Origin of the sequence: Pseudomonas sp. ML2-2023-3, from assembly GCF_037055275.1 — a bacterium.
GTDB lineage: Bacteria > Pseudomonadota > Gammaproteobacteria > Pseudomonadales > Pseudomonadaceae > Aquipseudomonas.
Window position 1 is genome coordinate 3,734,219 of record NZ_CP146343.1, and the last position, 24,223, is coordinate 3,758,441.

19 protein-coding genes are annotated in these 24,223 nt (G+C 59.2%); 6 read left to right on the plus strand and 13 right to left on the minus strand.

The window, feature by feature from the left end:
- Positions 1 to 19: 19 nt before the first annotated feature.
- The gene (locus V6P94_RS17145) at positions 20 to 2,062 is read right to left on the minus strand and encodes a c-type cytochrome (protein ID WP_338647848.1); all 2,043 of its coding nucleotides are present in this window, start codon (positions 2,060 to 2,062) and stop codon (positions 20 to 22) included.
- Between the two features lie 391 nt (positions 2,063 to 2,453).
- Between V6P94_RS17145 and V6P94_RS17150 the strand changes: the two genes are divergently transcribed.
- Entirely contained in the window at positions 2,454 to 3,449 is a 996-nt protein-coding gene (locus V6P94_RS17150; RefSeq protein WP_133079230.1) for a GlxA family transcriptional regulator, read from the plus strand.
- A gap of 131 nt (positions 3,450 to 3,580) precedes the next feature.
- Here V6P94_RS17150 and V6P94_RS17155 read toward each other — a convergent pair whose 3' ends face one another.
- On the minus strand, positions 3,581 to 4,822 hold the full coding sequence (locus V6P94_RS17155) for an MFS transporter (RefSeq protein ID WP_405046754.1): 1,242 nt from the start codon (positions 4,820 to 4,822) through the stop codon (positions 3,581 to 3,583).
- A gap of 311 nt (positions 4,823 to 5,133) precedes the next feature.
- Positions 5,134 to 6,345 (minus strand): M24 family metallopeptidase, encoded by a 1,212-nt coding sequence (locus V6P94_RS17160; RefSeq protein WP_133079228.1) that lies wholly within the window; start codon positions 6,343 to 6,345, stop codon positions 5,134 to 5,136.
- A 1,352-nt stretch (positions 6,346 to 7,697) separates the two neighbouring features.
- On the opposite strand from V6P94_RS17160, the gene V6P94_RS17165 reads away from it, so the two are divergent.
- The gene (locus tag V6P94_RS17165; RefSeq protein WP_133078547.1) at positions 7,698 to 8,135 is read left to right on the plus strand and encodes a YqaA family protein; all 438 of its coding nucleotides are present in this window, start codon (positions 7,698 to 7,700) and stop codon (positions 8,133 to 8,135) included.
- A gap of 20 nt (positions 8,136 to 8,155) precedes the next feature.
- Here the strand turns inward: V6P94_RS17165 and V6P94_RS17170 are convergent, their stop codons facing one another.
- The 5 genes from V6P94_RS17170 to V6P94_RS17190 all read right to left on the minus strand — a co-directional run bounded on the left by V6P94_RS17170 (position 8,156) and on the right by V6P94_RS17190 (position 13,275).
- A complete protein-coding gene (locus tag V6P94_RS17170; protein ID WP_219262728.1) occupies positions 8,156 to 9,142 on the minus strand; it encodes a hypothetical protein in 987 nt (328 codons plus the stop codon).
- A gap of 439 nt (positions 9,143 to 9,581) precedes the next feature.
- Positions 9,582 to 10,448, minus strand: a complete 867-nt coding sequence (locus V6P94_RS17175; RefSeq protein ID WP_133078545.1) for an ABC transporter permease — start codon at positions 10,446 to 10,448, stop codon at positions 9,582 to 9,584.
- Positions 10,449 to 10,466: 18 nt separating this feature from the next.
- Positions 10,467 to 11,327 (minus strand): ATP-binding cassette domain-containing protein, encoded by an 861-nt coding sequence (locus tag V6P94_RS17180; protein ID WP_133078544.1) that lies wholly within the window; start codon positions 11,325 to 11,327, stop codon positions 10,467 to 10,469.
- Between the two features lie 5 nt (positions 11,328 to 11,332).
- The gene (locus tag V6P94_RS17185) at positions 11,333 to 12,352 is read right to left on the minus strand and encodes an ABC transporter substrate-binding protein (RefSeq protein WP_133078543.1); all 1,020 of its coding nucleotides are present in this window, start codon (positions 12,350 to 12,352) and stop codon (positions 11,333 to 11,335) included.
- Between the two features lie 26 nt (positions 12,353 to 12,378).
- The gene (locus V6P94_RS17190) at positions 12,379 to 13,275 is read right to left on the minus strand and encodes a TauD/TfdA family dioxygenase (protein ID WP_326397788.1); all 897 of its coding nucleotides are present in this window, start codon (positions 13,273 to 13,275) and stop codon (positions 12,379 to 12,381) included.
- 266 nt (positions 13,276 to 13,541) lie between these two features.
- Between V6P94_RS17190 and V6P94_RS17195 the strand changes: the two genes are divergently transcribed.
- The gene (locus V6P94_RS17195) at positions 13,542 to 13,979 is read left to right on the plus strand and encodes a hypothetical protein (protein ID WP_133078541.1); all 438 of its coding nucleotides are present in this window, start codon (positions 13,542 to 13,544) and stop codon (positions 13,977 to 13,979) included.
- 283 nt (positions 13,980 to 14,262) lie between these two features.
- A complete protein-coding gene (gene mntP / locus V6P94_RS17200; protein WP_133078552.1) occupies positions 14,263 to 14,832 on the plus strand; it encodes a manganese efflux pump MntP in 570 nt (189 codons plus the stop codon).
- Between the two features lie 41 nt (positions 14,833 to 14,873).
- Here the strand turns inward: mntP and V6P94_RS17205 are convergent, their stop codons facing one another.
- Entirely contained in the window at positions 14,874 to 16,058 is a 1,185-nt protein-coding gene (locus tag V6P94_RS17205; protein ID WP_133078540.1) for a sugar transporter, read from the minus strand.
- Between the two features lie 310 nt (positions 16,059 to 16,368).
- Between V6P94_RS17205 and V6P94_RS17210 the strand changes: the two genes are divergently transcribed.
- Both V6P94_RS17210 and V6P94_RS17215 read left to right on the plus strand, forming a co-directional pair.
- Positions 16,369 to 17,427, plus strand: coding sequence for an aromatic ring-hydroxylating dioxygenase subunit alpha (locus V6P94_RS17210; RefSeq protein WP_133078539.1), 1,059 nt, complete (start codon positions 16,369 to 16,371; stop codon positions 17,425 to 17,427).
- Between the two features lie 64 nt (positions 17,428 to 17,491).
- Entirely contained in the window at positions 17,492 to 18,442 is a 951-nt protein-coding gene (locus V6P94_RS17215; RefSeq protein ID WP_133078538.1) for a 2Fe-2S iron-sulfur cluster-binding protein, read from the plus strand.
- Between the two features lie 3 nt (positions 18,443 to 18,445).
- On the opposite strand, the gene V6P94_RS17220 is transcribed toward V6P94_RS17215, so the two are convergent.
- The 4 genes from V6P94_RS17220 to V6P94_RS17235 form a co-directional block, all read right to left on the minus strand.
- Entirely contained in the window at positions 18,446 to 19,159 is a 714-nt protein-coding gene (locus V6P94_RS17220) for a GntR family transcriptional regulator (RefSeq protein WP_133078537.1), read from the minus strand.
- 181 nt (positions 19,160 to 19,340) lie between these two features.
- Positions 19,341 to 20,567, minus strand: a complete 1,227-nt coding sequence (locus V6P94_RS17225; protein WP_133078536.1) for an OprD family porin — start codon at positions 20,565 to 20,567, stop codon at positions 19,341 to 19,343.
- Positions 20,568 to 20,682: 115 nt separating this feature from the next.
- Positions 20,683 to 22,014: an MFS transporter gene (locus V6P94_RS17230; RefSeq protein WP_133078535.1), complete on the minus strand. Its 1,332-nt coding sequence runs from the start codon at positions 22,012 to 22,014 to the stop codon at positions 20,683 to 20,685.
- A 444-nt stretch (positions 22,015 to 22,458) separates the two neighbouring features.
- Positions 22,459 to 24,216 (minus strand): acyl-CoA dehydrogenase, encoded by a 1,758-nt coding sequence (locus tag V6P94_RS17235; RefSeq protein WP_133078534.1) that lies wholly within the window; start codon positions 24,214 to 24,216, stop codon positions 22,459 to 22,461.
- Between the last annotated feature and the right edge of the window lie 7 nt (positions 24,217 to 24,223).

A 24,223-nucleotide genomic window follows, 5' to 3' on the forward strand; every position in this document is an offset into this window, starting at 1 on the left:
GAGGGCGCGGGCTTTTACCTCAATACCGTGCATCCACCGGCTTGCCGCCTTCAGGCCAATCCTTGGCCTTGTCGACAAAGTCAGGCCGTGGCTGATGGGAGAAGTACTGCGCCACATCCACCGCTTCCTGATCCGATAGCCCGCCCTGCCCCAGCGGGAATTTTTCATGGAAGCCGATCGGCATGTTGCGTTTGACGAACGCTGCCGCCGTGTACGTGCGTGCCATGCCCGCGCCGATATTGAACGACTCGCCCCCCCACAACGGCGGGTACACAAAGCTGCCGTCGGCATGCTTCAGGCCCTGGCCGTTGTCACCGTGGCACACCGCACATTGCTGCGCATAAATCACCTTGCCGTTTTCAGGATCGGGCTTGATGTTGGGGTCAACCTTGCCCACGCCCCGACCTGCCACTTTGTCGCCCGCGACGGTGTTCATTTTCATCCAGTCAAAATACGCCACCATCGCCTGCATATCTGGTGAGGCCACCGGCAACGGCTTGCCATCCATCGAACGGCGAAAACATCCATTGATCCGCTCCTCCAGCGTCACTTCCTTGCCCGCACGCGGCGCATAGCCGGGGAAGAACGCCGACACGCCCACAAACGGAGAGCCATCAGCCACGGTGCCCGCGTTCAGGTGGCAACTGGTGCAATTAAGCGCATTGCCAACGTTGTCCGCCAGCAATGCCTTGGTTTGCAAGTGCAAGCGCATGCCGCGCACCACCTGGTCGGCATTGGCAGCGCTGAGCAGATTGGCCAGTCGCGGCGTCACAAACGCACTCTCGTCAGTGACCAGGGGGTTGAGCTGCTTGCGCATGCTGGCCACTTGCGCGGGCTTGATCGTCGGGGCGTCATTGCCCCAACTGCTGCGCACAAAACTCAGGATTTCGGCAATTTCATCATCCCCCAGGCGCGCAAACCCGGGCATCGTGTAAACCCGTGGGTGCGTCGCAGTTTGCGGGGTTTTCCAGCCGGTCAGGGTGATGTGCAACAGGGTGGTCGGGTTAGCCGCCACGATCCCCGGATTGCCGTTCAACGGCGGGAACATGCCTTTGACACCCCCTCCATCCGGGCGATGGCAGTCGGCGCAGAACTGCGTGTAGCCCAACCCGCCACGGCTGGTAAACAGCGTGTCCGGTGCCTTGGCCGGTTCGATTGCCACAGCAGGCATCGGCAAATCATCCTTGCCCGGTGGCAGCGACTTCAAGTAACTGGCGATGGCGGTCAAATCCGCGTCGGTGAAATGCTGGGTACTGTGATGAATGACGTCGGCCATGTTGCCCGAGACCGTGGCAAACCGGTTTTGCCCGGTTTTGAGCAACTGCACCGTGTCCCCCACCGTCCACAGATTGCGCAAGCTCAAGGCGCGCCATTCTTCAACGGTTTCACCCGCCAGGTAGTGCTTGCCACTGCGCCCCCCATCGTCCAGGGCCTTTTCCTGGAAGGCGATGCCCCGAGGCGTGTGGCAGGAACCGCAATGCCCCAGGCCCTGCACCAGATAAGCCCCCCGGTTCAGCTCGGCACTTTTGCCAGGGTCGGCAACGAACGGCTGTTGGTCGACAAAGGCCCAGTTCCATAGCGCCAGGCCCCAGCGCTGGTTGAACGGAAAGCCCATGTCCGCCTCAATATTGGCCACTTTCACCGGCGTTACGTCCTGCATCAGATAGGCGTAAAGCGCGCGCATATCCTCTTCGCTCATCTTGACGTAGGACGGATACGGCATGGCCGGGTACAGGTTCTGCCCCGCAGGCGTCACTCCTTCGCGCATGGCCCGGTCAAATTGCTCAAAGCTGTACTGACCGATGCCGGTCTCGGGGTCTGGCGTGATGTTGCTCGAATATATCGTGCCCATCGGCGTTTTCAGTTCCAGCCCGCCTGCCATCACAGCCCCTCCCTGGGCGGTGTGACAGGCTATGCAGTCGCCAAGCCTGGCCACGTACTGGCCCCGCTCGATCAGGGATTTTTCGGGGACAGGGGCCGTTGTCGGCTCACCGGCCTGCACCTGAACAGTGCAAAACAACGTCAGGCCGACCAGCGCCAGACGTGGGAAGGTAGAAAGCATCGCGTTATTCCTTTAAGGCGTCGATCTGGGGTGATCCCCTCGAAACGGGCCGTGCTGGTATTGTTATTGACTCCTCACAAAGGGGTTGTACCGGCTTTTAAAGTCAGGGCGTTTGACCAGGGTCATGGCCGTTGCAACAAGGCTGCGCGAGCGCTGGCGGTACCTGTCGCCGACACCTTCTGCGGGACGGGGCCACACACGCCGGGCATCCTCGGGCCTCTGACGGCGATAATTTTTTTCCGCAATAACAAGCTGTTAGCTGCTGGCACAACAAATGCTTCCTTACACCCAAAGCACAGAACCTTGCATCCCCAGCCCCGGCCTGGAGATGCAACAACCTGCGTGAACCCCGACGCTAAACGCGTCCGGGGTCATCTAGAGGAGCGTAAGGATGGCAACGCCTGTTACAGCGTCACCGATCAACATGCCCACGGTAAAAACCGTGGGCTTTCTGGTGATACCAAACTTCACCACCATCGGTTTTGCCTCAGCCATCGAAACCCTGCGCATGGCCAACATGGCCGCCCGCTGTGAAATGTTTCGCACCGTGATCATCGCCCCTACCCTGGATCCGGTCACTGCCAGCAATGGCATGCGCATCCTGCCCGACCATGTGGTGGGTGATGGGCCAAAACTGGATATTTTGCTGGTGGTGGGTTCAAACCCCATCGTGTCCCACCTCAGTAGCCGGCCCGTGCTCAACTGGCTGCGCAAGCTGGCACACGAAGGGGTCGCGCTGGGCGGCATTTGCACCGGAAGCTACTGGCTGGCACGGGCCGGTTTGCTCAAGGGTTATCGTTGCACCATTCACTGGGAAGACATCGAAACCCTCAAGGACCATTTCCCGGGGATCATCATTTCCAATCAGCTATTTGAACTGGATCGCGACCGCTACACCTGCTCGGGCGGCGTGGCGTCGATGGACATGACCCTGCAACTGATCGCTCGAGAGCCGGGTGGCCGGGAAATCGCCGCCCACGCGGCCGAGCTGCTGCTGTGTGACCGGGCGCGGGGAGCGCAGGAGCAGCAACGGGTGCCGCTGCGCCAGAAGCTGGGGACCTCCCAACCCAAGCTCAGCCAGGTGGTAGCCATCATGGAAGCCAACCTTGAAGAGCCGGTCAGCCTTGAAGACCTGGCGCGCTTGAACGAGGTGTCGGTGCGTCAGTTGGAGCGCCTGTTTCACAAACACCTGCAGCGCACACCGAGCCAGTATTACCTGGAACTGCGCCTGGCCAGAGCACGAAGCCTGTTGCTGCGCAGCGAGTCGCAAGTGCGCGACATCGCCCTCGCCTGCGGCTTCGTCTCGGCGGCGCATTTTTCGAAATGTTATAGCCGGTTGTTTGGGGTGTCGCCGATAGGTGAGCGCAAGCAAGTGGCGTTGCACTGAGCCCTGCCCACAGGCAAAAAAACCTGTGGGAGCGGGCTTGCTGGCGATGGCTTTGACGCGGTCTGACAATCAGTACGCATCGATCCATTCGCGAGCAAGCCCGCTCCCACAGGCGTATTTCAGCGGTGTGTTTAGTCTTGCAACGCGGTGTGCGCCGTCTCGCGACTGGCCAGCATCGCAACCAGCGCTACCGCGGCCGCTGCCAGCAAATACCAGGCCGGGGCCATTTTGTTGCCGGTCATATGAATCAGCCAGGTGGCAATAAACGGGGCAGTCCCGCCGAACACCGCGTTGGCCACGTTAAAACTGAAGGCAAATCCGCTGAAACGGACCCGGGTCGGGAAAATCTCGGCCAGGAAACACGGCAAGGTACCGTCGTTCATGGCCAACATCGCCCCGAAGGCAATCTGAATCATCAGAATCACCAGCAGCGACGGGTTGCCAAGCATCCCGAACAGCGGAAATGTCAGCAGCAAAAACAGCACCGACGCGGTGACCAGCATGGTCTTTCGGCCATAACGGTCAGACAGCGTGCCCATCAGAAAAATCAGGCCGATATAGGTCGCCAGCGACACCGTCGAGGCAATAAACGAATCACTCTCGCTCATGCCCATTTCAGTCGACAGATAGGTCGGCATGTAACTGAGCAGCAGGTAGAACGCCACGGCGTTCAGGCAGGTCACGCCAATCCCGATCATCACTGCCCGACGATGCACAGTCAGCAATTCACGGACCGGGGCATGGGTCGCACACTCCTTGGCTTCCAGTCGCTGTTCCATTTCCAGGAACTTGGGTGAGTCCTGCAGGTGCACGCGGATATAGCGCCCTACCAGACCAAAGGGAGCCGCCAGTAAAAACGGCAGGCGCCACCCCCAGTCGTGAAGGTTTTCGACGGTCATCAACGCGTGCATTCCGGCAACAAACATCGCGCCAAACAGCAATCCGGCTGCGGTACTCGCGGGCACAATGCTGGTGTAGAAACCACGCTTGCCCTCGGGCGCATACTCGGCCAGAAAGGCCGAGGCCCCAGCGTACTCCCCCGACGCCGAAAAACCCTGCACCAGGCGAATCAACAGCAACAACGCCGGAGCCCACAGGCCGATATGGTTGTAGGTAGGCAGAATGCCGATGCAAAAGGTCGAAAGGGTCATGATCAGAATCGACCAGGACAAGGCACTGCGCCGCCCGTACTTGTCGCCAAAATGACCCCAGACCAGGCCACCGATGGGGCGCACGATAAACGACAGGGCAAATACCGCGAAGGTCGCCAGCAGCCCTGTGGTGGTATCGGTTTGCGGGAAGAACGTCAGCGCAATGACAGTCGCCAGATAGCCATAGGCTGCGTAGTCAAACCACTCGACAAAGTTGCCCATAAAGCTGGCCGTGGCAGCACGGCGCAGCGCCTTGCGCTCGCTGAGACGCTCGGTTTCCTGCTCGGTTGTCAGAGGTAATGCCAGACTTGCACTTGGGATACTCATTGAGCACCTCCGGGGAAAGAGATGCGGGACAGGAAAACGGCAAGCAACGTCGGGACGCGGGACATGACAGATACCCTCATTGTGTTCTTTTTGGCAGGGGTAAACAGGTCAGAAAACGCTGCGTAATCTGCGTACGCATGCGCTGGTATCGAGCTTGGCAATTGTGTGGGAGCGGGCTGGCCCGCTCCCACAGGGTCAAGGCAACTCTACTTCTTGATGATGTTGTGCTGCGGGCCGTACGGGAAATGAGTGATGTTCTCCCCGCCCTGCTCGTTGACGATCAGGATGTCATGCTCGCGATACCCGCCCGCACCCGGACGACCTTCGGGAATCATGATCATCGGCTCGATGGACACCACCATGCCCGGCTCCAGCACCGTGTCGATGTCTTCACGCAGCTCCAGCCCGGCTTCGCGGCCATAGTAATGGCTAAGAGTGCCAAACGAGTGGCCATAGCCAAAAGTGCGGTATTGCAGCAGATCATGCTCCAGGAAGATTTCGTTGAGTTGCAAGGCGATGTCCGAGCAACGCATGCCGGGCTTGATCAACTTCAGGCCGGCCTCATGCACCTTGACGTTAACTTCCCACAGCCGCAGATGCTCGTCCGAGCAGTGGTCCAGGAACAGGGTGCGCTCCAATGCCGTGTAGTAACCGGCAATCATCGGGAAGCAGTTGAGGCTCAGAATATCGCCCTTGTTCACTTTGCGGGTGGTCACCGGGTTGTGTGCGCCGTCGGTATTGATCCCCGACTGGAACCAGGTCCAGGTGTCCATCAGCTCGGAATCGGGAAAGGTACGGGCGATTTCCCGCACCATGGCCTGGGTCGCGTGCAGCGCCACTTCATATTCGGGCACCTGATCACGCAGCGCTTCCACGATGGCCGCGCCGCCAATATCGGCGATCCGTGCACCGTGGCGAATAATGGCGTGTTCTTCGGCTGACTTGATCATGCGCATGCGCATGCACGGCGCGCCAATATCCACCAGCTCGGCCTGGGGGTAACGGCTGGCGAGCTTGTCACGATTGAGCAGGTTCATGTGATCGAACTCGATCCCGATGCGACCGGCCTTGGGCAGGGCCTGCTGGATCGCGACAAAGTAGTTATCGCGCTGCCAGTCGGTATACACAATATTGTCGGTGCCCATGGTCCGGCGCCACGGCTGGCCGCCGTCAATATTGGCGCTGATGGTCACCGCGCTGTCCTGAGTCACCACCAGCGCATAGTTGCGGCCAAACGAGCAGTACAGGAAATCGCTGTAATAGTTGAGGTTGTGATAGGACGTGAATACCGCAGCGTCGATATTGTTCTGCGCCATATAGGCACGCAGCTTCGCCTGACGGTTGGCGTACTCCTGGGCCGAGAACGTGGGAGAGACCTTTTCACCGTTTTTGATCTGGATGGTTTTCGGCATTTGCATGTCTTGGGTCCTTGTCTGTGATCGAGCATCAGAAGCCGCCGGCAGGCGGGTCGTTGAGGATCATTCGAACAGATACAAGAACGGTTTTTTTGTGCGAATCCGACCTGTAGTTGATCAGATCCGCTGTGCGAACCTGCCCCCTCACAGCGCCGCCCGACCACGCCTTTGCGCTAGCAACTGTCCTCGATCCCTGTGGGAGCAGGATTGCTCGCGATGGCATCAGCCCGGTTGGCCAGAAAGACCACAGCGCCTGTATCGCGAGCAAGCCCGCTCCCACAACACAAGGCCCTCGCCCATTATTCGTGGAAGTTCGCGTGTTTGAATTAACCAGCTGTTTGTGGCCTGTTCCTGGTGGCATTCGATGCCGCGTCAATCCTGCCCCTATACCACATTCTCTTCAGGATAAAAAAAGGACTGTCGAGTTAAGTTACCTGTCAAGGTTGTAGGATCGCCTATCAAAAACGAGGATCGTTAGAGTTGGCCAGCCTTAGTTACATGAGCATTACAGGCAAACGTCAAAGATTTATTTAAGCGGTCGGTTGTTACCTTGGTACCAGACATTTTATTGATGGTTGCCTCCTACGGTAATCAAGTTATACAAGCCGTTGATGAGGGAATGGGCTACAAGAGATCGGGACCGAGCGCGCCGAGCTGGAGTCCAAGGCAAAATTCCATGCTCAAAACAGTATTGGGGTCTTAGCAGGCTGGATGAAAATTGAAGCGGAAATAGTGTTACAGAAGCGACTGACGGAACACTGAGCTCACTTGCTGACGTTGTACTTGGCGCGAGAGAAAACTAAGCAACACGATTTAATTTTGGTATGTAAACACGCAAGCCAACCAAGACCAACACACTATAGTGTTGACGCGTAGGCAATGTATAAGGCTCGTCCTTCGAGGGGGAAAACTTCGGTTATTCCCCAGACAACTATTCCCATGATGGGTATTGAGCAGCCTAATACCAGGCAGCACACTGATAGATAATAACGAATTTCTTGAATATTCATCTGCTCATGCCTGCGCGGCGGAAATTTAGAGACCAATGTATTGGCGGGTTTCTGACTTGGCTTTTAAGTGCGAATCCGACCTCTAGTTGATCAGATCCTCTGGGAGAACCGGCCCCCCCTCACAGCGCCACCTGCAGGCATCACAAAACTTGTAGTCGCTGCAAAAGGCTGCGATAAGGGCCGCCTGACCACGCCTTTGCGCGAGCAACTGTCCTCGATCCCTGTGGGAGCGGACTTGCTCGCGATAGCATCGACCCGGTTGGCCAGAAAGACCACAGCGCCTTCATCGCGAGCAAGCCCGCTCCCACAACACAAGGCCGGCGCCCATCACTCGTGGAAGTTCGCGTGTTTGAATTAACCAGCTATTTCGGCCTGTTCCTGGCGGCATTCGGTGCCGCGTCACTCCTGCCCATGCAATCGGAAGCCGTGCTGGTCGGCATGATGCTGTCCGGCAAGTACGTCGCCCTGACACTGCTGGTCGTGGCCACCCTCGGCAATGTCCTGGGTTCGGTCTTGAATTGGGTATTGGGCCGCTCGGTCGAGCGCTTTCGACACAAACGCTGGTTTCCGGTCAGCGAGCAAAAACTCGACAAGGCCCGCGCGTTCTATCTGCGCTATGGCCGATGGTCGCTGCTGCTGAGCTGGGTGCCGATAATCGGCGACCCGCTCACCATGATTGCCGGCATCATGCGCGAACCGCTATGGAGTTTCGTGCTGATCGTCACCCTGGCCAAGGGCGCCAGGTATCTGCTGTTGACGGCAGTCACGCTGGGCTGGACGTAAGTGACCAGCCCGCACTCACCTCAAACCGGGCTTGCAGTGATGCGTTGCTCCATCACAGGCGGGTATTCAGGCAGCCAGGATAGCGGCATCAGTTGATTGTATTTCTGATAGAACGAGGACTGAATCCGGCCGCGAATCTGCTCCAGCTGTTCAATCAGATCCACCAGCGCTTGCTGCTGCGAGGCCAGACGAATTTCATCCTCAGCCATATCGCTGTCGGGCAAAGCGATTGCCTTCAGCGCAATACGCTCACTGAAGTAAGCAGGCACTCGTCGACCATTGCGATGCAATTGGTTTTCGGCGCGATAGCATTGAACCAGCCCGGCCAAAATCATTTCGGCCTTGTTCAGGCCACTGGCCAGCCGGGGTTTCACATTGCGCTTTTCGTCCAGGGCCGACTGGTAGCTGACCAGTTGCTCATTGCACGCCAGGACATCCGACTCAAGCTTTTCAAGGAACTGCTGTTTGAGCGCCATCAGTTCATTGCGCACGTCGGCAATCTCGTCCTGATAGATCCCCAACGCTTGATTGCGACGCTTTTGATGTTTTTCGAATCCCGAGTGATGCTCTGCCTTGTAGGCACACAACTCAGCCTCGCGCTCGCGCACGCTGTACTCCAGGCGCTGCAGCCGTATCGCGTAATCGCTCACCAGGCTGTCTATGGCACGTTCGAAATCCTGGTCAACATGAGCACAGCGGCTCACCGTAGCGCCGATATCCAGAGCATCCAGACGGTTTTGAACCACTGCGATCCGCGACTCGGCCCACGCCAGAACCTTTTCCCGCTCCAGCTCAAGGGTCACACGGATGGTCTCTTCCGTCGCCGTCAGCCGGGTTGCTTCCTCAGGGGGATAGCCCTGCTCACCGTGGCGCCGGGCTTGCTCAACGATGTTGAGATCCCGTTTCAGGTGTTCGAACTCAGGCGGGACAAATAAAGGATTGCCAGTACGCTCGCGACTGCGATCAGCCTGCTCCAGAATGTTCATCAGTTTTTTGAATAACTGCATGGCGTTCGCTCCGAAAAAGAGGTCGTGAAGCCAAATCACTGATTTGAACGTAACGGCCGAGCTTGAAACTCGCTGCAATCGTCAGTGCCATCAAGCGATTCCGGGAAAATTCAGGAGATACATCAAGGAAGCAGCGAGGTGAGGATGATGCCTGCATCAAGCAGAGCGTGATCCTTGATCCCGACAGCAAACACTTAGGGAATAACCTTAGTGTCAAAATCATGCCAACGCCTGCCATGAATGACAAGCAATAAGTAGCACATAGCCATCAATCACAGGCATACGCTTGAAAAACGGGAATTTTTTGCGTTTAAACGACAACGTTTTGCGGCCAGTACGGACCAAAAAGAACAAAGGCCTGAAGAATCAGGCCGGCGGGAATTAGTAAGAACACAATGACGGGACCCGGATCGCCTTCAAGCGCTCCGGGTTTTGCACATCAGCGCTGCATGCCCCAGCGCTTGACCGTGACCCGCTCAAGGGTAGCGAACACCAGGTTCTCCACCAGCAAGCCGATCAGAATCACCACCGCCAGCCCGGCAAACACCTTGTCGGTGTACAGCTCATTGCGGTTCTGGAAGATATACCAGCCCAGACCGCCCTTGCCGCTCGTGGCGCCGAACACCAGCTCGGCGGCAATCAGCGTGCGCCAGGCAAATGCCCAGCCGATTTTCAGACCGGCGAGGATCGATGGCAGCGCTGCCGGGATCAGGATAAACAGCACAAAGCGGATGCCCTTCAACCCATAGTTGCGCCCGGCCATGCGCAGGGTTTCCGAGACGCCGAGAAAACCCGCATACGTGTTCAGGGCCAACGCCCAGAGCACCGAATGCACCAGCACGAAAATCAGGCTGTTCTGCCCCAGCCCGAACCACAGCAATGCCAGTGGCAACAGGGCAATGGCCGGCAACGGGTTGAACATCGACGTCAGGGTGCTCAGCAAATCACGACCCAACTGGGTCGAGACCGCCAGCGTGGTGAGCGCAAACGCCAGAAGGATCCCGATCAGGTACCCCTTGAGCAGCACCACCATGGAAATGCCCACCTTACTCAGCAATTCACCGCTGATCAGGCCGTGATACAGGGCACTGCTCGTTTGCAAGAACGTGGGCAGCAGCAGGTCGTTGTTCTGGTAGCGCGCCACCAGCTCCCAGAGCACGGCCAGCACGACCAGAATCAGGCTTTTGCGTAACCAGCCCTGCTGCCAGAGACGCTGGCCAAGGGGCAGTTCGCGCTCCAGCGGCACCGTCAGCAACGGCTCCAGGACCACTTCATACTCCTGGCGTACAGATGATGATTGGCTCATCGGGCAATCCTCCACGGCTCAATAAGCGATACGGATATCAGCGAAATTCAGGGGTTGTTCGTCAGTGCCTGCATCGGTTTCATCGAACAGCAGCCGATGAATACGCCGCGCCGTGTGCTGGAACCCCGTACCACCCAGGCTGTGCAGATCGTACTGATGGCTGTTGATTTCAGCCCGCACACGCCCGGGGTGTGGCGACAGCAGCAAGATCCGGTTGCCCACCACCAGCGCCTCTTCGATGGAGTGGGTGACAAACAGCAAGGTAAAGCGCACCTCCTCCCAGAGCAGCAGCAATTCTTCCTGCATCTTGCGCCGGGTCAGGGCGTCGAGTGCGGCAAAGGGCTCGTCCATCAACAGGATTTTCGGCTGCATCGCCAAGGCCCGGGCGATCGCCACGCGAGCCTTCATGCCACCGGACAAGGTGTGCGGATAAGCATCGGCAAACGCTCCCAGGCCGACCTTGTCCAGATAATGCAATGCCCGTTCCTCGGCTTCGCGCCGTGGCAGGGTTTTGGAGGCCAGCAAAGGGAACATCACGTTTTGCTTGACCGTCTTCCAGGGCGGCAGCTGATCAAACTCCTGGAACACCACCATACGGTCCGGCCCCGGTGCGGTGACGGCCTGGCCCTGGAGACGGATCTGCCCCTCACAGGGTGTGTGAAACCCGGCGACTGCCTTGAGCAACGTCGACTTGCCGCAGCCCGAAGGGCCAAGCAGGATAAAACGGTCCGCCGGATCGATTTCAAAACTGACCTGGTGGGTCGCCCTCACCACACGTTGCGGCGTGCGGTACTCAAGGCTTACCTGATCGACCGACAACAGGGCAGGCCCTGTTGCGTTCAAGTGGCTGGCCGTGTGGCCTTGCACGGAGGCGTTCATGGCTGTCAGCTCCCCTGCAGCGGTTTGGCGTCTTGGAAGAAGTAATCTTTCCAGGAGTCGGGTTTGTTTTTGATCGCGCCAACGCGGTACAGAAACTCAGCCAGTGGGTAAGTGTTTTTCGGCGTCACGCTGAACTCGTACTCCGGGGTGTCGATGATCTTCAGCAACTCGTCGCGATCGACTTTGGACTTGGTTACGCGAATGTATGTGTCAGCGGCAGCAGCCTTGTCGTTCTGGGCAAACTCGGCCGCCTCGGTCAACGCCTCGACGAAGGCCTTGTAGGTTTTAGGGTTGTCGTTACGGAACTTCTCGGTGGCAAACAGCACGGTCGGTGAGTTGGGGCCGAGCAAGTCGTAGGTATTGAGCACCACGTGTACGTTGGGGTTTTTCAGCGCCTGATCCTGGAACGGCGGGTTGGAAAAATGCCCGCTCAGCTCTGTACCACCGGCAATCAGCGCAGCCGTGGCATCAGGATGGGGGACGGCGATGGTGTACTTGTCCAGCCGGTTGAACTCCTTGTCGCCCCATTGCTTGGCAGCCGCATATTGCAAAAAGCGTGACTGCACGGAAACACCCACCGCAGGCACGGCAATGCGGTCCTTTTCGGAGAAGTCGGCAATGGTTTTGACGTTCGGGTTATTGCTCAGCAGGTAGTACGGAAAGTTGCCCAGCGATGCCACGGCCTTGACGTTCTGCTTGCCGTGGGTGCGATCCCAGATAGTCAGCAGCGGGCCAACCCCGGCGCCGGCAATGTCAATGGAACCGGAAAGCAAGGCATCGTTGACCGCCGCTCCGCCGGACAATTGAGTCCAGTCGACCTTGATGTCGATGCCCTCCTCCTTGCCGTGTTTCTCGATCAGGTTTTGATCGCGCACCACGTTGAGCAGCAGGTAGACAATGCCGAACTGTTCGGCGATACGGATCTCGCCTTCGGCATGGGCCACGGTGGGTGCGACCAGGCTGCCGGCAAGCAGACTCAAGCCCAGGCCTACACTGGCAGCGACGGTTTTGAATGATTTGGGCATGGCTATGCTCCTTGAAATAGGGACGATCAGTAAGGGGCGTTGCCCTGAATGGTGGTGCGATAGAGCTTGCGACGCAGATGGCTTGGGCATCCGGCAGCGAGATGGATCAGCGAACGGTTATCCCAGAACACCAGGTCATGGGGCTGCCATTGATGGCGGTAGATGTTTTCAGGCAGCACGCTGTGGGCGAATAGCTCTGCCAGCAACTGGCGGCTTTCATCCTCGGGCAGGCCCACAATGCGGGTCGTGAAACCCTCGCTGACAAACAGGGCCTTGCGGCCGTTTTCCGGGTGGGTCCGTACCACCGGATGCACCACCTCGCTGACCTGGGCCAATTGCTCCGGGGTCAGGGTCGGGCGCCAGTTGCCTTCAAATTTGGTTTCGCTGTAGCGCGCCGTATACGAATGCGCGGCCGAGCGGCCTTCCACGGCGCAGCGCAAGGCTTGCGGCAGGCCGTCCCAGGCTTTGTGCATGTCGGCAAACAGCGTATCGCCGCCTTCGCTCGGCAGCTCCTGGGCATGCAGCATTGAGCCCAGGCTCGGCAGCTCTTTATAGGAAAGATCGGAGTGCCAGAACTTGCCCGCATCCCCCAGGCCGATGGATTGGCCGTTCTCGATAATATTGGAGACGATCAGAATTTCCGGGTGCCCGGTCAGCAGAAACTGCTTGAGCACATGGATCTGCAAAATGCCAAAACGGCGACTGAAGGCGATCTGTTGCTGCGGGGTAATGCGCTGATCACGGAACACCACCACGTGATGCTCCAGATGCGCGCGGTGAATGCGCGCAAAATCCTGGTCATTCACCGGCAACGCCAGATCAAGCCCGATGATTTCGGCTCCCACGGCACCGCTGAACGGGCGGATCTCAAAAGACTGAGGGGCGATGCTTACAGCAATCGCAGAGGCAGACGGTGCAGACATAAATCACTCCCACGCAGAGCACACCCAATGGCGCGCTGATCGATCAGAAACTCACGGAGGTCCCGTGTTGGTTCATTTCGTGCGGCGCGTCGATTGGTCGACCTGTACGCAGGGGTATGACTTTATAGGCATAAGAAATTTAATTTAAATACCGTTAGGGAATAAGCATATGACCTGTGATCCGGCTTATTTCATGCCACAGCCTAAAGCACTGGCGCCCCCTGCCGATGGACTTGAATGGCATAAGGTTTAAAGGACGAATCGACATGGTCGGCAGCATCAACCCCTTGGCATCCAGCCTGAATATCCAGAGCGTGGCCAGCACTGCATCCAGCAACGCGCCGGACAGCAGCGCCGTGAGTGACTCCAGCGCCACGGCCACCGAACAGGTCAAGCCGCGAGCGTCCAGGGGCGCCAATGCGGCACCTGCGCCAGACAGCAGTGACGACAGTTCAGACACGGTCAAGCAGCTGAAAAAACAGATCGCGCAACTGCAAAAACAGCTCCAGCAGCAGATGCAGGCACTGCAAAGCATTCAGGCCAGCGACCAGAGCCCGGACGCCAAGGCCGCTGCCGTTGCCGGGGCCCAGGCACAAGTGACGGCGACCACTGCGGCGCTGCAAGCGGCCACGGCCGCATTGCTGCAGGCACTGACAGCCCAGGGCAGCAGCGGCTCGGGGTCGATGGTCAGCACGTCGGCCTGAATGCCCCCCTGCGGGAGCTGACCACGGTTTTCAGGCGATCTTATAAACGAAGAATCCTACGAAAAATTTAGCCTTTTCCCTTAATTGCATCATTTGCTGTTATTCTGCGCCCCTCTTTGGGGAGTAGCTGGCCGTCACTTGCGTGGCGGCGCTCTGGTCAACATTCTCGGCAACCTGCCGTGGCCATGGCATCCATACGGATTTGCGAGACCAACGTCATACCTGTGCTGAAGTCGGGCGCGCAGTGCTATGTCGTTGTCTCAAGCCCGGCTGGATGACTGAATTGAACCCAATTGCCCTGATTCTCCTGGCTTTCGCCATGTCCACCGATGCTTTTGCCGCCGCCATCGGCAAAGGCTCAAGCCTGCACAAACCCCGTTTCAGCGAAGCCCTGCGCACCGGTCTGATCTTTGGTGTGATCGAAGCCATTACGCCTGTGATCGGCTGGGCCATAGGTCAGGCGGCCAGCAGCTACGTCACTCAGTGGGACCACTGGATCGCCTTCATCCTGCTGCTGGGTCTGGGCCTGTACATGATCTACAACGGCGTAAAACCCGATGAAGACGAGCCCGAAGACAAACCGTCGCAACACTCTTTCTGGATTCTGGTGGTCACGGCCATCGCCACCAGCATCGATGCGCTGGCGGTAGGCGTCGGCCTGGCTTTTGTGGACGTCAATATCCTGGTGGCAGCTGCTGCCATCGGCCTGGCCACCATGACCATGGTCATTATCGGCACCATGCTTGGCCGGGCGCTGGGCAGCCTCGTCGGCAAGCGTGCGGAGATCGTGGGCGGAGTGGTGTTGATCATCGTGGGCGCCACGATTCTGTACGAGCATCTGAGCGCCGTGTAATACCTTCCGGGGCTCTGGCATTGCGCCAGAACCCCGGTTTGTCAGGCCTGTGCGGCGCTGCGGTTTAACCGGTACATGGTCCAGGCGTAGAACACCAATGCCAGCCCCGCCAGCGACCCCCCCGCCAGCCCGATCCAGGCAAAGCCGAAATGGCTGCCCACCGAACTGCCCAGCAGCGCACCCCCGCCGATCCCGATGTTGTAAATACCCGAGAACATGGCCATCGCCACATCCGTTGCATCGGGCGCCAGTGTCAGAACCCTGGACTGCATCGCCAAACCAAACCCCATGATCGCCATCCCCCAGATAATGCTCAACACCCCCAGGGATTCAATCCAGTTGCTGGCCGGCAACAGCAACAGCAGGCTCAGCGCGATCAGGCCTACAGCGATCAACAGGAAAGCCTGTGGGCTGTACTTGTGGAACCAGCTGAAGCAAAGGGAACCGATAATCCCCGCACCGCCGAACAGCAGCAGAATCAGGGTAACGGTACTGCCACTCATGCCGGCCACACCCTGCACAAAGGGCTCGACGTAGCTGTAGGCAGTGAACTGTGCCGTGATCACCACCGCCGTCAGCACATAGACCGCCACCAGCGCAGGTCGCTTGAACAATACCGGCAGGCTTCTGAGGGAGCCCGAGTTCTGGCTTGGCAACAACGGCAAGGTTCTGGCCAGCCAAAACACCAGCACTGCGGCAAGCACCGCAATCACGATAAAGGTAGTGCGCCAGCCCATCGCCTCACCCAGCAAGCGACCCAACGGCACACCCATGACCATCGCCAGCGACGTGCCGGTCGCCAACAGGCCCAAGGCTTGCACCTCCTTGCCTTCTGGCGCCAGCCTCACCGCCAGTGACGCCGTAATGGACCAGAACAGGGCATGAGACAACGCTACCCCGATCCGGCTTAACAACAAAATGCCGAAGTTGGCCGCCAGGCTCGACAGTACATGACTGGCGATAAACAGCCCGAACAGCACGAGCAACAACTTGCGGCGCTCGACGTTGCGGGTCAGCAGCATGATCGGCAGCGATGCCAGCGAAACCACCCACGCATAGATGGTCAGCATCAGTCCGACCTTGGCAGTGGACAGATCAAAGCTGCCGCCAATCGCACTCAACAACCCCACAGGCACAAATTCCGTGGTGTTGAACACAAAGGCGGCCAGCGCCAGCGCGATGACCGGCTGCCAGGTGGCATTGGAGGTAGAAGTGGGGTTGGTCATTTAAAGAATGCACTACTCGCTATCGATGATCTAACAAGCCCATGACACGACCGCCCTTGCAGACCCTTCGAGCCAGAACCACGCAGACGATAGTTTATAGCCTTCTCGGGGAGCTGTTGATGAACATCGGCTCTCCCTGCATATTTATTTAATGGATCCACTGTTATCGCTCATCTTTGCATTTTGTGTTCGATAATCGCCAAAACCCCCAGCAAAACCCAACAATACTCCCACATGAAATTGACTTGAAAGATACCAATGCCGCCTAATGGATCCATAAGAGCAATAACACCTGATCTGGAGATTGGTCATGTACCCAAAAAACACCTGGTACGTCGCATGCACCCCCGATGAAATCACCGACAAGCCTTTGGGCCGGCAGATTTGCGGCGAGAAAATGGTTTTTTATCGCGGCCACGAAAACAAAGTCGCCGCTGTCGAGAACTTTTGCCCGCATCGCGGTGCTCCCCTGTCACTGGGTTATGTCGAGAACGGCAACCTGGTGTGCGGCTATCACGGGCTGGTCATGGGCTGCGACGGCAAAACCGTCGAGATGCCCGGACAGCGGGTACGCGGTTTCCCGTGCAACAAGACCTATGCCGTGGTCGAACGCTACGGCTTTATCTGGGTATGGCCCGGCGATCAGGATCAAGCCGACCCTGCATTGATCCACCACCTGGAGTGGGCGGTGAGCGATGAATGGGCCTATGGCGGCGGCCTGTTTCATATCGGTTGCGACTATCGCCTGATGATCGACAACCTGATGGACCTGACCCACGAAACCTACGTACACGCCTCCAGCATTGGCCAGAAGGAAATCGACGAAGTCGCCCCGACCACCACGGTTGAAGGCAACGAAGTCGTCACGGCGCGGCACATGGAAAACATCATGGCCCCGCCGTTCTGGCGCATGGCCTTGCGCGGCAATAATCTGGCCGACGATGTGCCGGTGGACCGCTGGCAGATCTGCCGCTTCTCGCCACCCAGCCACGTCTTGATCGAAGTCGGGGTCGCTCACGCGGGCAAAGGCGGCTACCACGCAGCCCCCGAGTTCAAGGCATCGAGCATCGTGGTCGATTTCATCACCCCTGAAACAGACACCTCGATCTGGTACTTCTGGGGGATGGCACGCAACTTCAACCCTCAGGATCAGGCGCTCACCGCGACCATCCGCGAGGGCCAGGGCAAGATTTTCAGCGAAGACCTGGAGATGCTCGAACAACAGCAACAAAACCTGCTGGACCACCCGCAACGCGCATTGCTCAAGCTCAATATCGACTCGGGCGGCGTGCAGTCACGCCGCGTCCTGGACCGCATCATCGCCAGCGAACGCACACCCGAGCCACACTTGATCGCCACTGCGCAGTAATTCCCGGACGGGGGCGAGCGCACGTGGGCCAGCCCCCTCAATGGCAACGCTTTGAGGAAGCAGCATGATTGATGTGGTGGTGGTATCTCGCAACAACGAAGCACAGGGCATTTGCACCTATGAGCTGGCCAGCGCCGATGGCAGCGCCCTCCCCGCGTTCAGTGCCGGATCGCACATTGATGTGCACCTGCCCGGCGGACTGATCCGCCAATACTCCCTGTGCAACCATCCTGATGAACAGCATCGCTACCTGATTGGCGTGCTCAGGGATCCGGCTTCACGGGGCGGCTCGCAAAGCCTGCATGAACAGATCAAGAGTGGCGATAGCCTGCGCATCAGTGAACCGCGCAACCTGTTCCCGCTGATCCACGAAGCCCGCCACAGCTTGCTGTTTGCAGGGGGCATAGGGATCACCCCGATTCTGTGCATGGCGGAGCGCCTGGCCCACAGCGGCGCAGATTTCGAACTGCATTACTGCGCCCGGTCCAGCGAGCGGGCGGCCTTTGTCGAGCGCCTGCGCAACTCGCCTTTTGCCGACCGGGTGTTCATGCACTTCGACGAGCAGCCAGAGACCGCTCTGAATGCAGCCCAGGTGCTGGCCAGCCCGCAGCCCGGCACCCATTTGTACGTGTGCGGCCCGGGCGGCTTCATGCAGCATGTTCTGGACAGTGCGCGCGCTCAAGACTGGCAGGAGCACGCCCTGCACCGGGAGTACTTCGCCGCCGCCCCGGTTGACAGCAGCAACGACGGCAGCTTTTCGGTCAAGGTGGGCAGCACCGGCCAGGTCTTCGATATTCCAGCGGACAAAACCGTGGTCCAGGTCCTGGAAAGTCACGGCATCGATATACCCATGTCATGCGAGCAAGGGGTATGCGGCACGTGCCTGACCCGCGTGCTGGAAGGCGTTCCGGATCATCGCGACATGTTCCTCACCGAAGAGGAGCAGGCTTGCAACGATCAGTTCACTCCGTGCTGTTCGCGCTCGAAATCGCCCATGCTGGTGCTGGATATCTGAACTTCAATCGGAGCGGTGGATCACTTTCATCCGCTCATTGGCAGTGGCCGAGCCGAAGATTTCGGCATAGCGCAACGTCGCGTTGGCGTGCTCGCGCATGATCGCTTCGGCGCGGGCACCCTGGCGACTGACCAGCGCATCGAACACCGAATGATGCTGCATATGGGCATAGTTGAAGCGCCGGTATTCACGGGCCATGTCCTTGCGATCAACCGCCAGCGCCGTCACTGAAGCAAACGGCAAATGATCATTGCGTGCCAGGGCATCGGCAATGGCCGGGTTGTGACTGCCCTCAACGATAACCTGATGAAAGCGCATATTGAGGTCGTGATAGACCTCAAGATCGTCCTCGGTGACGAAGCCTTTATCGAACAGCTCATCCCCTTGCAACAGGCACAACTCCAGGGCGGCCCGTGCCTCTCCCGACAGCCCGCGTTCGGCCGTCAAACGTGCCGCCAGGCCTTCGAGCACCCCGCGCACCTCCACCGCACCCGCAATGTCATTGGCACTGACCGAACGCACCTGAAAACCGCGCCCGCCGAAACGCACCAGCAAGCCTTCCTGCTCAAGCGTGCGAAAGGCCATGCGTACCGGCATGCGGGAGACGCCGAACAACTCGGCAGTGGGAATTTCCATGAGGCGCTCGCCAGCGGCAAGCTCGCCTGAGGCAATCATCTTGCGCAGTGCAATCAGCACCAATTGACCGGGTTTGCTCATCCAGGCAGCATCCAGAAAACGTGAGCGGCCATAGTAACGCATGAGCGGCTATAGAGACTGAGCGGCGCACACATCCCTCAGCATCTACTGCCTGGCACATCCCCCCTGTGGGAGCGGGCTTGCTCGCGATGGTATCGACGCGGTTCCGCAGACACACCGCACGACCTTCATCGCAGCCCCCCTACATCGACAACGGATAACTCACGATCACACGGGTCTGGTCGAAGTCGCTGTTGAAGCTGCGACGGTTGGTGGCGTTGTTGACGCGCAAGCTGAGGTTCTTCAGCGTGCCGCTCTGGAACGTATAGCCGACTTCGGTATCGCGCTCCCATTCCTTGCCGTTAGTCCCCTGTTTGGTGGTGGCGTTGTCGCCATGACCATAGCGAACCATCGCCAGCAATCCAGGCACCCCGAGCGCGGCAAAGTTGTAGTCGTAACGCGCTTGCCAGGAGCGCTCGTCGGCATTGCTGAAGTTACCGTTGAACATGTCGTTGCCCAGCGTGCGCCCGCTGCTGCCGTACACCGACATCCAGCCGCTGTCCCCGCTGACCCGCTGCAACCCCAGGTACAACGTGTGCCCGCCCGTAGCCGCGGAGAACAGTCCGTACGCCGTGCGGCTGCTGACCCGACCGATACGCGCGCTACCATCGTCCTTGTCGATGAAGTAACCCAGATTGGCGCCCAGCACCCAGTCACCCACCGGCTGTTTGTGCAGCAGATTGAAATAGCTTTGCTGATAGATATCCGCCAACTGCGAATGCCACGCCCCCACCTGGGTACGCTGCTCATTGAAACGGTACTCAGCCCCCGCATAGTTGAATCGGTCGGAGGTCACGCCCGGCGCAGCCCACGCCGCCAGATCCTGCATGTCCGAAGAATTGCGCAGGCTCACGGCCCGGTATTGCCCCGCCTGCAGCCCCAGGCCTTCAATCTCCCTGGACACCAGCATGGCGCCACGGAAGGTCTGCGGCAGCAGTCGTCCATCGTCGTAGCGCAACACCGGAACATCCGGCAGCAGTTCGCCAACCTTCACTTCCGTTTCCGAAAAGCGCGCCTTGGCCGCCAGCCCTGCCCGGCCAAAGTTATCGGCCGCGCGACCATCGCTGTTCACCGGCAGCAGTTCGGAGCCACTGGCCACGCGACTGCTGTCGAGCTTGACCCCAAGCATGGCAATCCCTTCCAGGCCAAAACCCACAGGCCCCGGGGTGTAACCGGAGCTGAATTTCAGAATAAAGCCCTGCGCCCATTCATCCACCTTGCTTTTGCCGGCGCTGTGGTCACGAAAATCACGATTGAAGTAGTAGTTGCGCAGCATCAAATCGGCCTTCGCGCCGTCAAAAAACCCTTCATCCTGGGCCATTGCCGAGGCACACACCGACAACGACAGCAAACCTGTAAGCATCTTCATTATTATTGTTCTCCGATTGTTGGGCGCAGCCGCTCCCCGCAGCTGATACAGCCCGCCCAGACAGATAGATAAGGGTATGCGCCCGGCCAGGCCGGGCATTGATCAGAAGGTTGAATCAGGCCTGGGCCAGCGCCGGCTGTGCCTGCGAAGGCGACGGTTTGAGCAGCAGCAAGCAACCGGCCGCGATCACGAACACGATGGCAAACACGCCATACAGGTGCAGGGGCTGCCAGCCGGCATCCAGCAGAAAACCGGCCACAATGGGCGACAGGATCGCGCCGATACGCCCAATGCCGATCCCCCAGCCCACGCCCGTTGCTCGTACGGAAGCGTCATACACCACTGGCGACAATGCATAGAGCCCGGCAACGCAGCCATTGGAAAACAGCCCGATCAGCAATCCAAGCCCCAACGCGGCCATGACCGAAGACCCAGAGCCGACAAACAGCACCAGCAAGCCCGCGGTAATCAGCATGAACAGCGACAGCACCCGGCTCAGCGGCCAGCGCGATGACAAGCCGCCGATCAGCGCCGCGCCAAAGATCCCGCCCACGCTCAACAGCACGCCGCCGGTAATGCCCTGTTGCGCCGAAAGCCCGGCCGACACCAGCAGTTTTGGCGTCCAGCTCATCACAAAGTAAAAGCCGAACATCACCAGGAAGAACAACAGCCAGATCAGCAGCGTGGTGCGGCGCATGGCGGGCGCCAGAAGCTTGGTCAGGCCGGTACTGGCACCGGCCGGACTCACCACCGCAGCAGGCATCTGGTTCAAGGCTGGCTGACCCAGGCGTCGGGCCAGGCTATTGATACGTTGCAAGGCCGTGGCCGGGCGGCGCGCAAGCAAAAAGTCCAGCGACTCGGGCAGCCACAGCAACACCAGCGGGATCACCGCAAAGGTCACAACCCCGCCGAAGACAAACACCGAACGCCAGCCCCAATGGGTCAACAACCAGACTGCCAGCAAACCGCCCAGGGTGGCACCCAGGGCATAGCCGGTGGATTGCAGACTCACTGCCAGGCCGCGCCAGCGCTTGCTGGCGTACTCGCTGGCAATCACGTTGCTGCTGGCCAGAATCCCGCCAATCCCCAGCCCCGTAAGCCCGCGCAGCAGCGCCAACTGCACCGGTGTCTGGCTCAACGCCGACAGCAGCATGCCCGTGCCGCTGACCACCAGGCACAACAGGATCAATGGGCGTCGACCGATGCGATCTGCCCAGGGGGCGAGAAACAGCGAACCCGCCGCCATGCCAAACAGCCCGGCACTGAGCAACATGCCGATTTGCGCCCCGCTCAGGCCCCACTCGGCCGACACAGAAGCCGCCGTGAACGCCATCACCAGCACATCAAAGCCATCGATCATGTTCAACACGATGCAGATCCCGATGGCGAGCCATTGAAACCGCACCATCGGACCGTTATCCACGCGAGCTTTCAGATCGATACCCATCATTGCACCTGCCTGTCGCAAGCGACCCGGACAAGGCAAACGCAAAACACGGCAGTGCGCGCAGACATAAAGCGGACAGAACCCTGACAGTTCCGTGCTCTGGATAAGCCTTTCATGACGAGACCCTTTTTTTGTAATTTTTATGGGCGACGGTCAGGAAGGAATCCAGCCATCGCCAGGGCGCTAGTCAACCCGTTAATGGATCCACAGGCAATATGAGGGATTGTCACAATCTCAAGAACCCCTGCCCTCAGATCCTGAAACCGGCGCAGAGATATAAATTTTTTCCTTTAAATACAACACTTTGAATTATAAAGACCCTCTAAACTTTAGCGTTCGATTATCGACCAATCTCGTAGCCAGAAATCATGTCTGGCCACGAACCCAGTATTAGTCACTTGCAAATCGATTTATTGGATCCACTGAAGCAGTGCTTTCCGGGTATCACTCGACAAACGCCAGGCTCGCCTGTGCGCCACGAATGGAGGCGATTCGGTAGTCGGCTTCTGGCAATACATAGGCAAAAAAGAACTGCGCAGTTTGTAGCTTGCCGGCGCGTACAGGGTCGCTGTCGGGCAGCAAACGGGACACCCGCGCCCCTCGTACCCAGGCAAACCCCAGCAGGGCCACCCCGCACAACCGCAAAAAGTCCCCGGCAACCCGATAGGGATACTCGACCTCCTCGCCAGCGCGCTCACGAACTGCGCCCACCACCGCTTCAAGCTTGTCGCACAGTCGCTCCAGCTCAGTGCCAAAACCGCCACACTCCGAGGCCTCCAGGGCCAGCGCGGACTCCTGGCGCATCACCGCCAGCAACTCGGCAAACGCCCGGCCGTCATCACCCAGCACTTTGCGCAACAGCAAGTCATTGGCCTGGATCTCGTTGCTGCCCTCATAAATCATCGCGATCCGGCTGTCGCGCAGGGTTTGCTCTATCGCGAACTCGCTGACATAGCCGTAACCGCCGAACACCTGCAAAGCGTTGCTGGCCTGGCGAAACCCCTGGTCGGTGAAAAACGCCTTGATCACGGGCGTCAGCAGTTCTGCCAGTTGCAGGGCGCGCTGACGCTCGGTCGGGCTCTCTTGGTGCTCAGCCTCATCGAGCAGATGCGCCACCCAATAGCCCACGGCCCGCATCCCCTCGGTGCAGGCGCGCAACTCCAGCAAGGTGCGGCGCATGGCCGGATGAAAATGGATCGGGTCGGCGGCGTCGGCACTGACCCCGACAGGCCGCACCGGCGCACGCATCTGCTTGCGTTCCAGGGCATAGTCGCGAGCGTTCTGCCACGCCGCTTCGGCGTGTCCCAGCCCCTGCAGACCCACGTGCAGCCGCGCCGAGTTCATCATCACGAACATCGCCGCCAGACCGCGATTGGCCTCGCCAATCAGCCAGCCTTGTGCCTGCTCGAACACCAGCGAACAGGTTGCGCTGCCCTTGATCCCCATCTTGTGTTCGATACCGTCGCAACGCACGTTGTTGACCTGATGGTGGTCCAGCAGCTTGGGCACCAGAAACAGCGAAATGCCCCGGCTGCCAGCAGGCGCACCGGGCAGTCGTGCCAACACCAGATGCAGGATATTTGCGCTCAGGTCGTGTTCGCCGCCAGAGATAAACAGCTTGCTGCCGCTCACACGATAACTGCCGTCGTCTTGCGGTTCGGCACGACAGCGCAGCAGGCCGACGTCGCTGCCTGCCTGCGGCTCGGTCAGGCACATGGTGGGCAAGACTTCACCGCTGACAATCTGCGGCAAATAACGCGCCTTGATCCACTGCGGGGCATGGGCCTTGAGGCACAGGTAGGCACCATGGGCGATGCCGGTGTACATGGCCCAGCCATGATTGCTGGCATAGAGCATTTCCTGCAGCGCCGCGTCGAGCAGCTGCGGCAAGCCCTGCCCGCCGTAGGCCTCATCGCACGCCAGGGCTGACCACCCGCCTTCGGTGTAGGCGCGATACGCCTCGACAAATCCGGCGGGCGTCGTCACCCGGCCCGCGTCGAAACTACATCCCTGGCGGTCGCCACTGCTGTTGATCGGCGCAAGCACCTGGGCGCTGAACCGCCCGGCTTCTTCAAGCACCTGGCGGGCCAGCGCCAGATCGAGGTCCTGGAAGCGCTCTGTTTGCGCCCAGGCCCGTGGGGCCTCAAGCCAGTGTTCAATCACAAATTGCATGTCGCGCAGCGGCGCCTGGTATTGCCACATGGGAAAA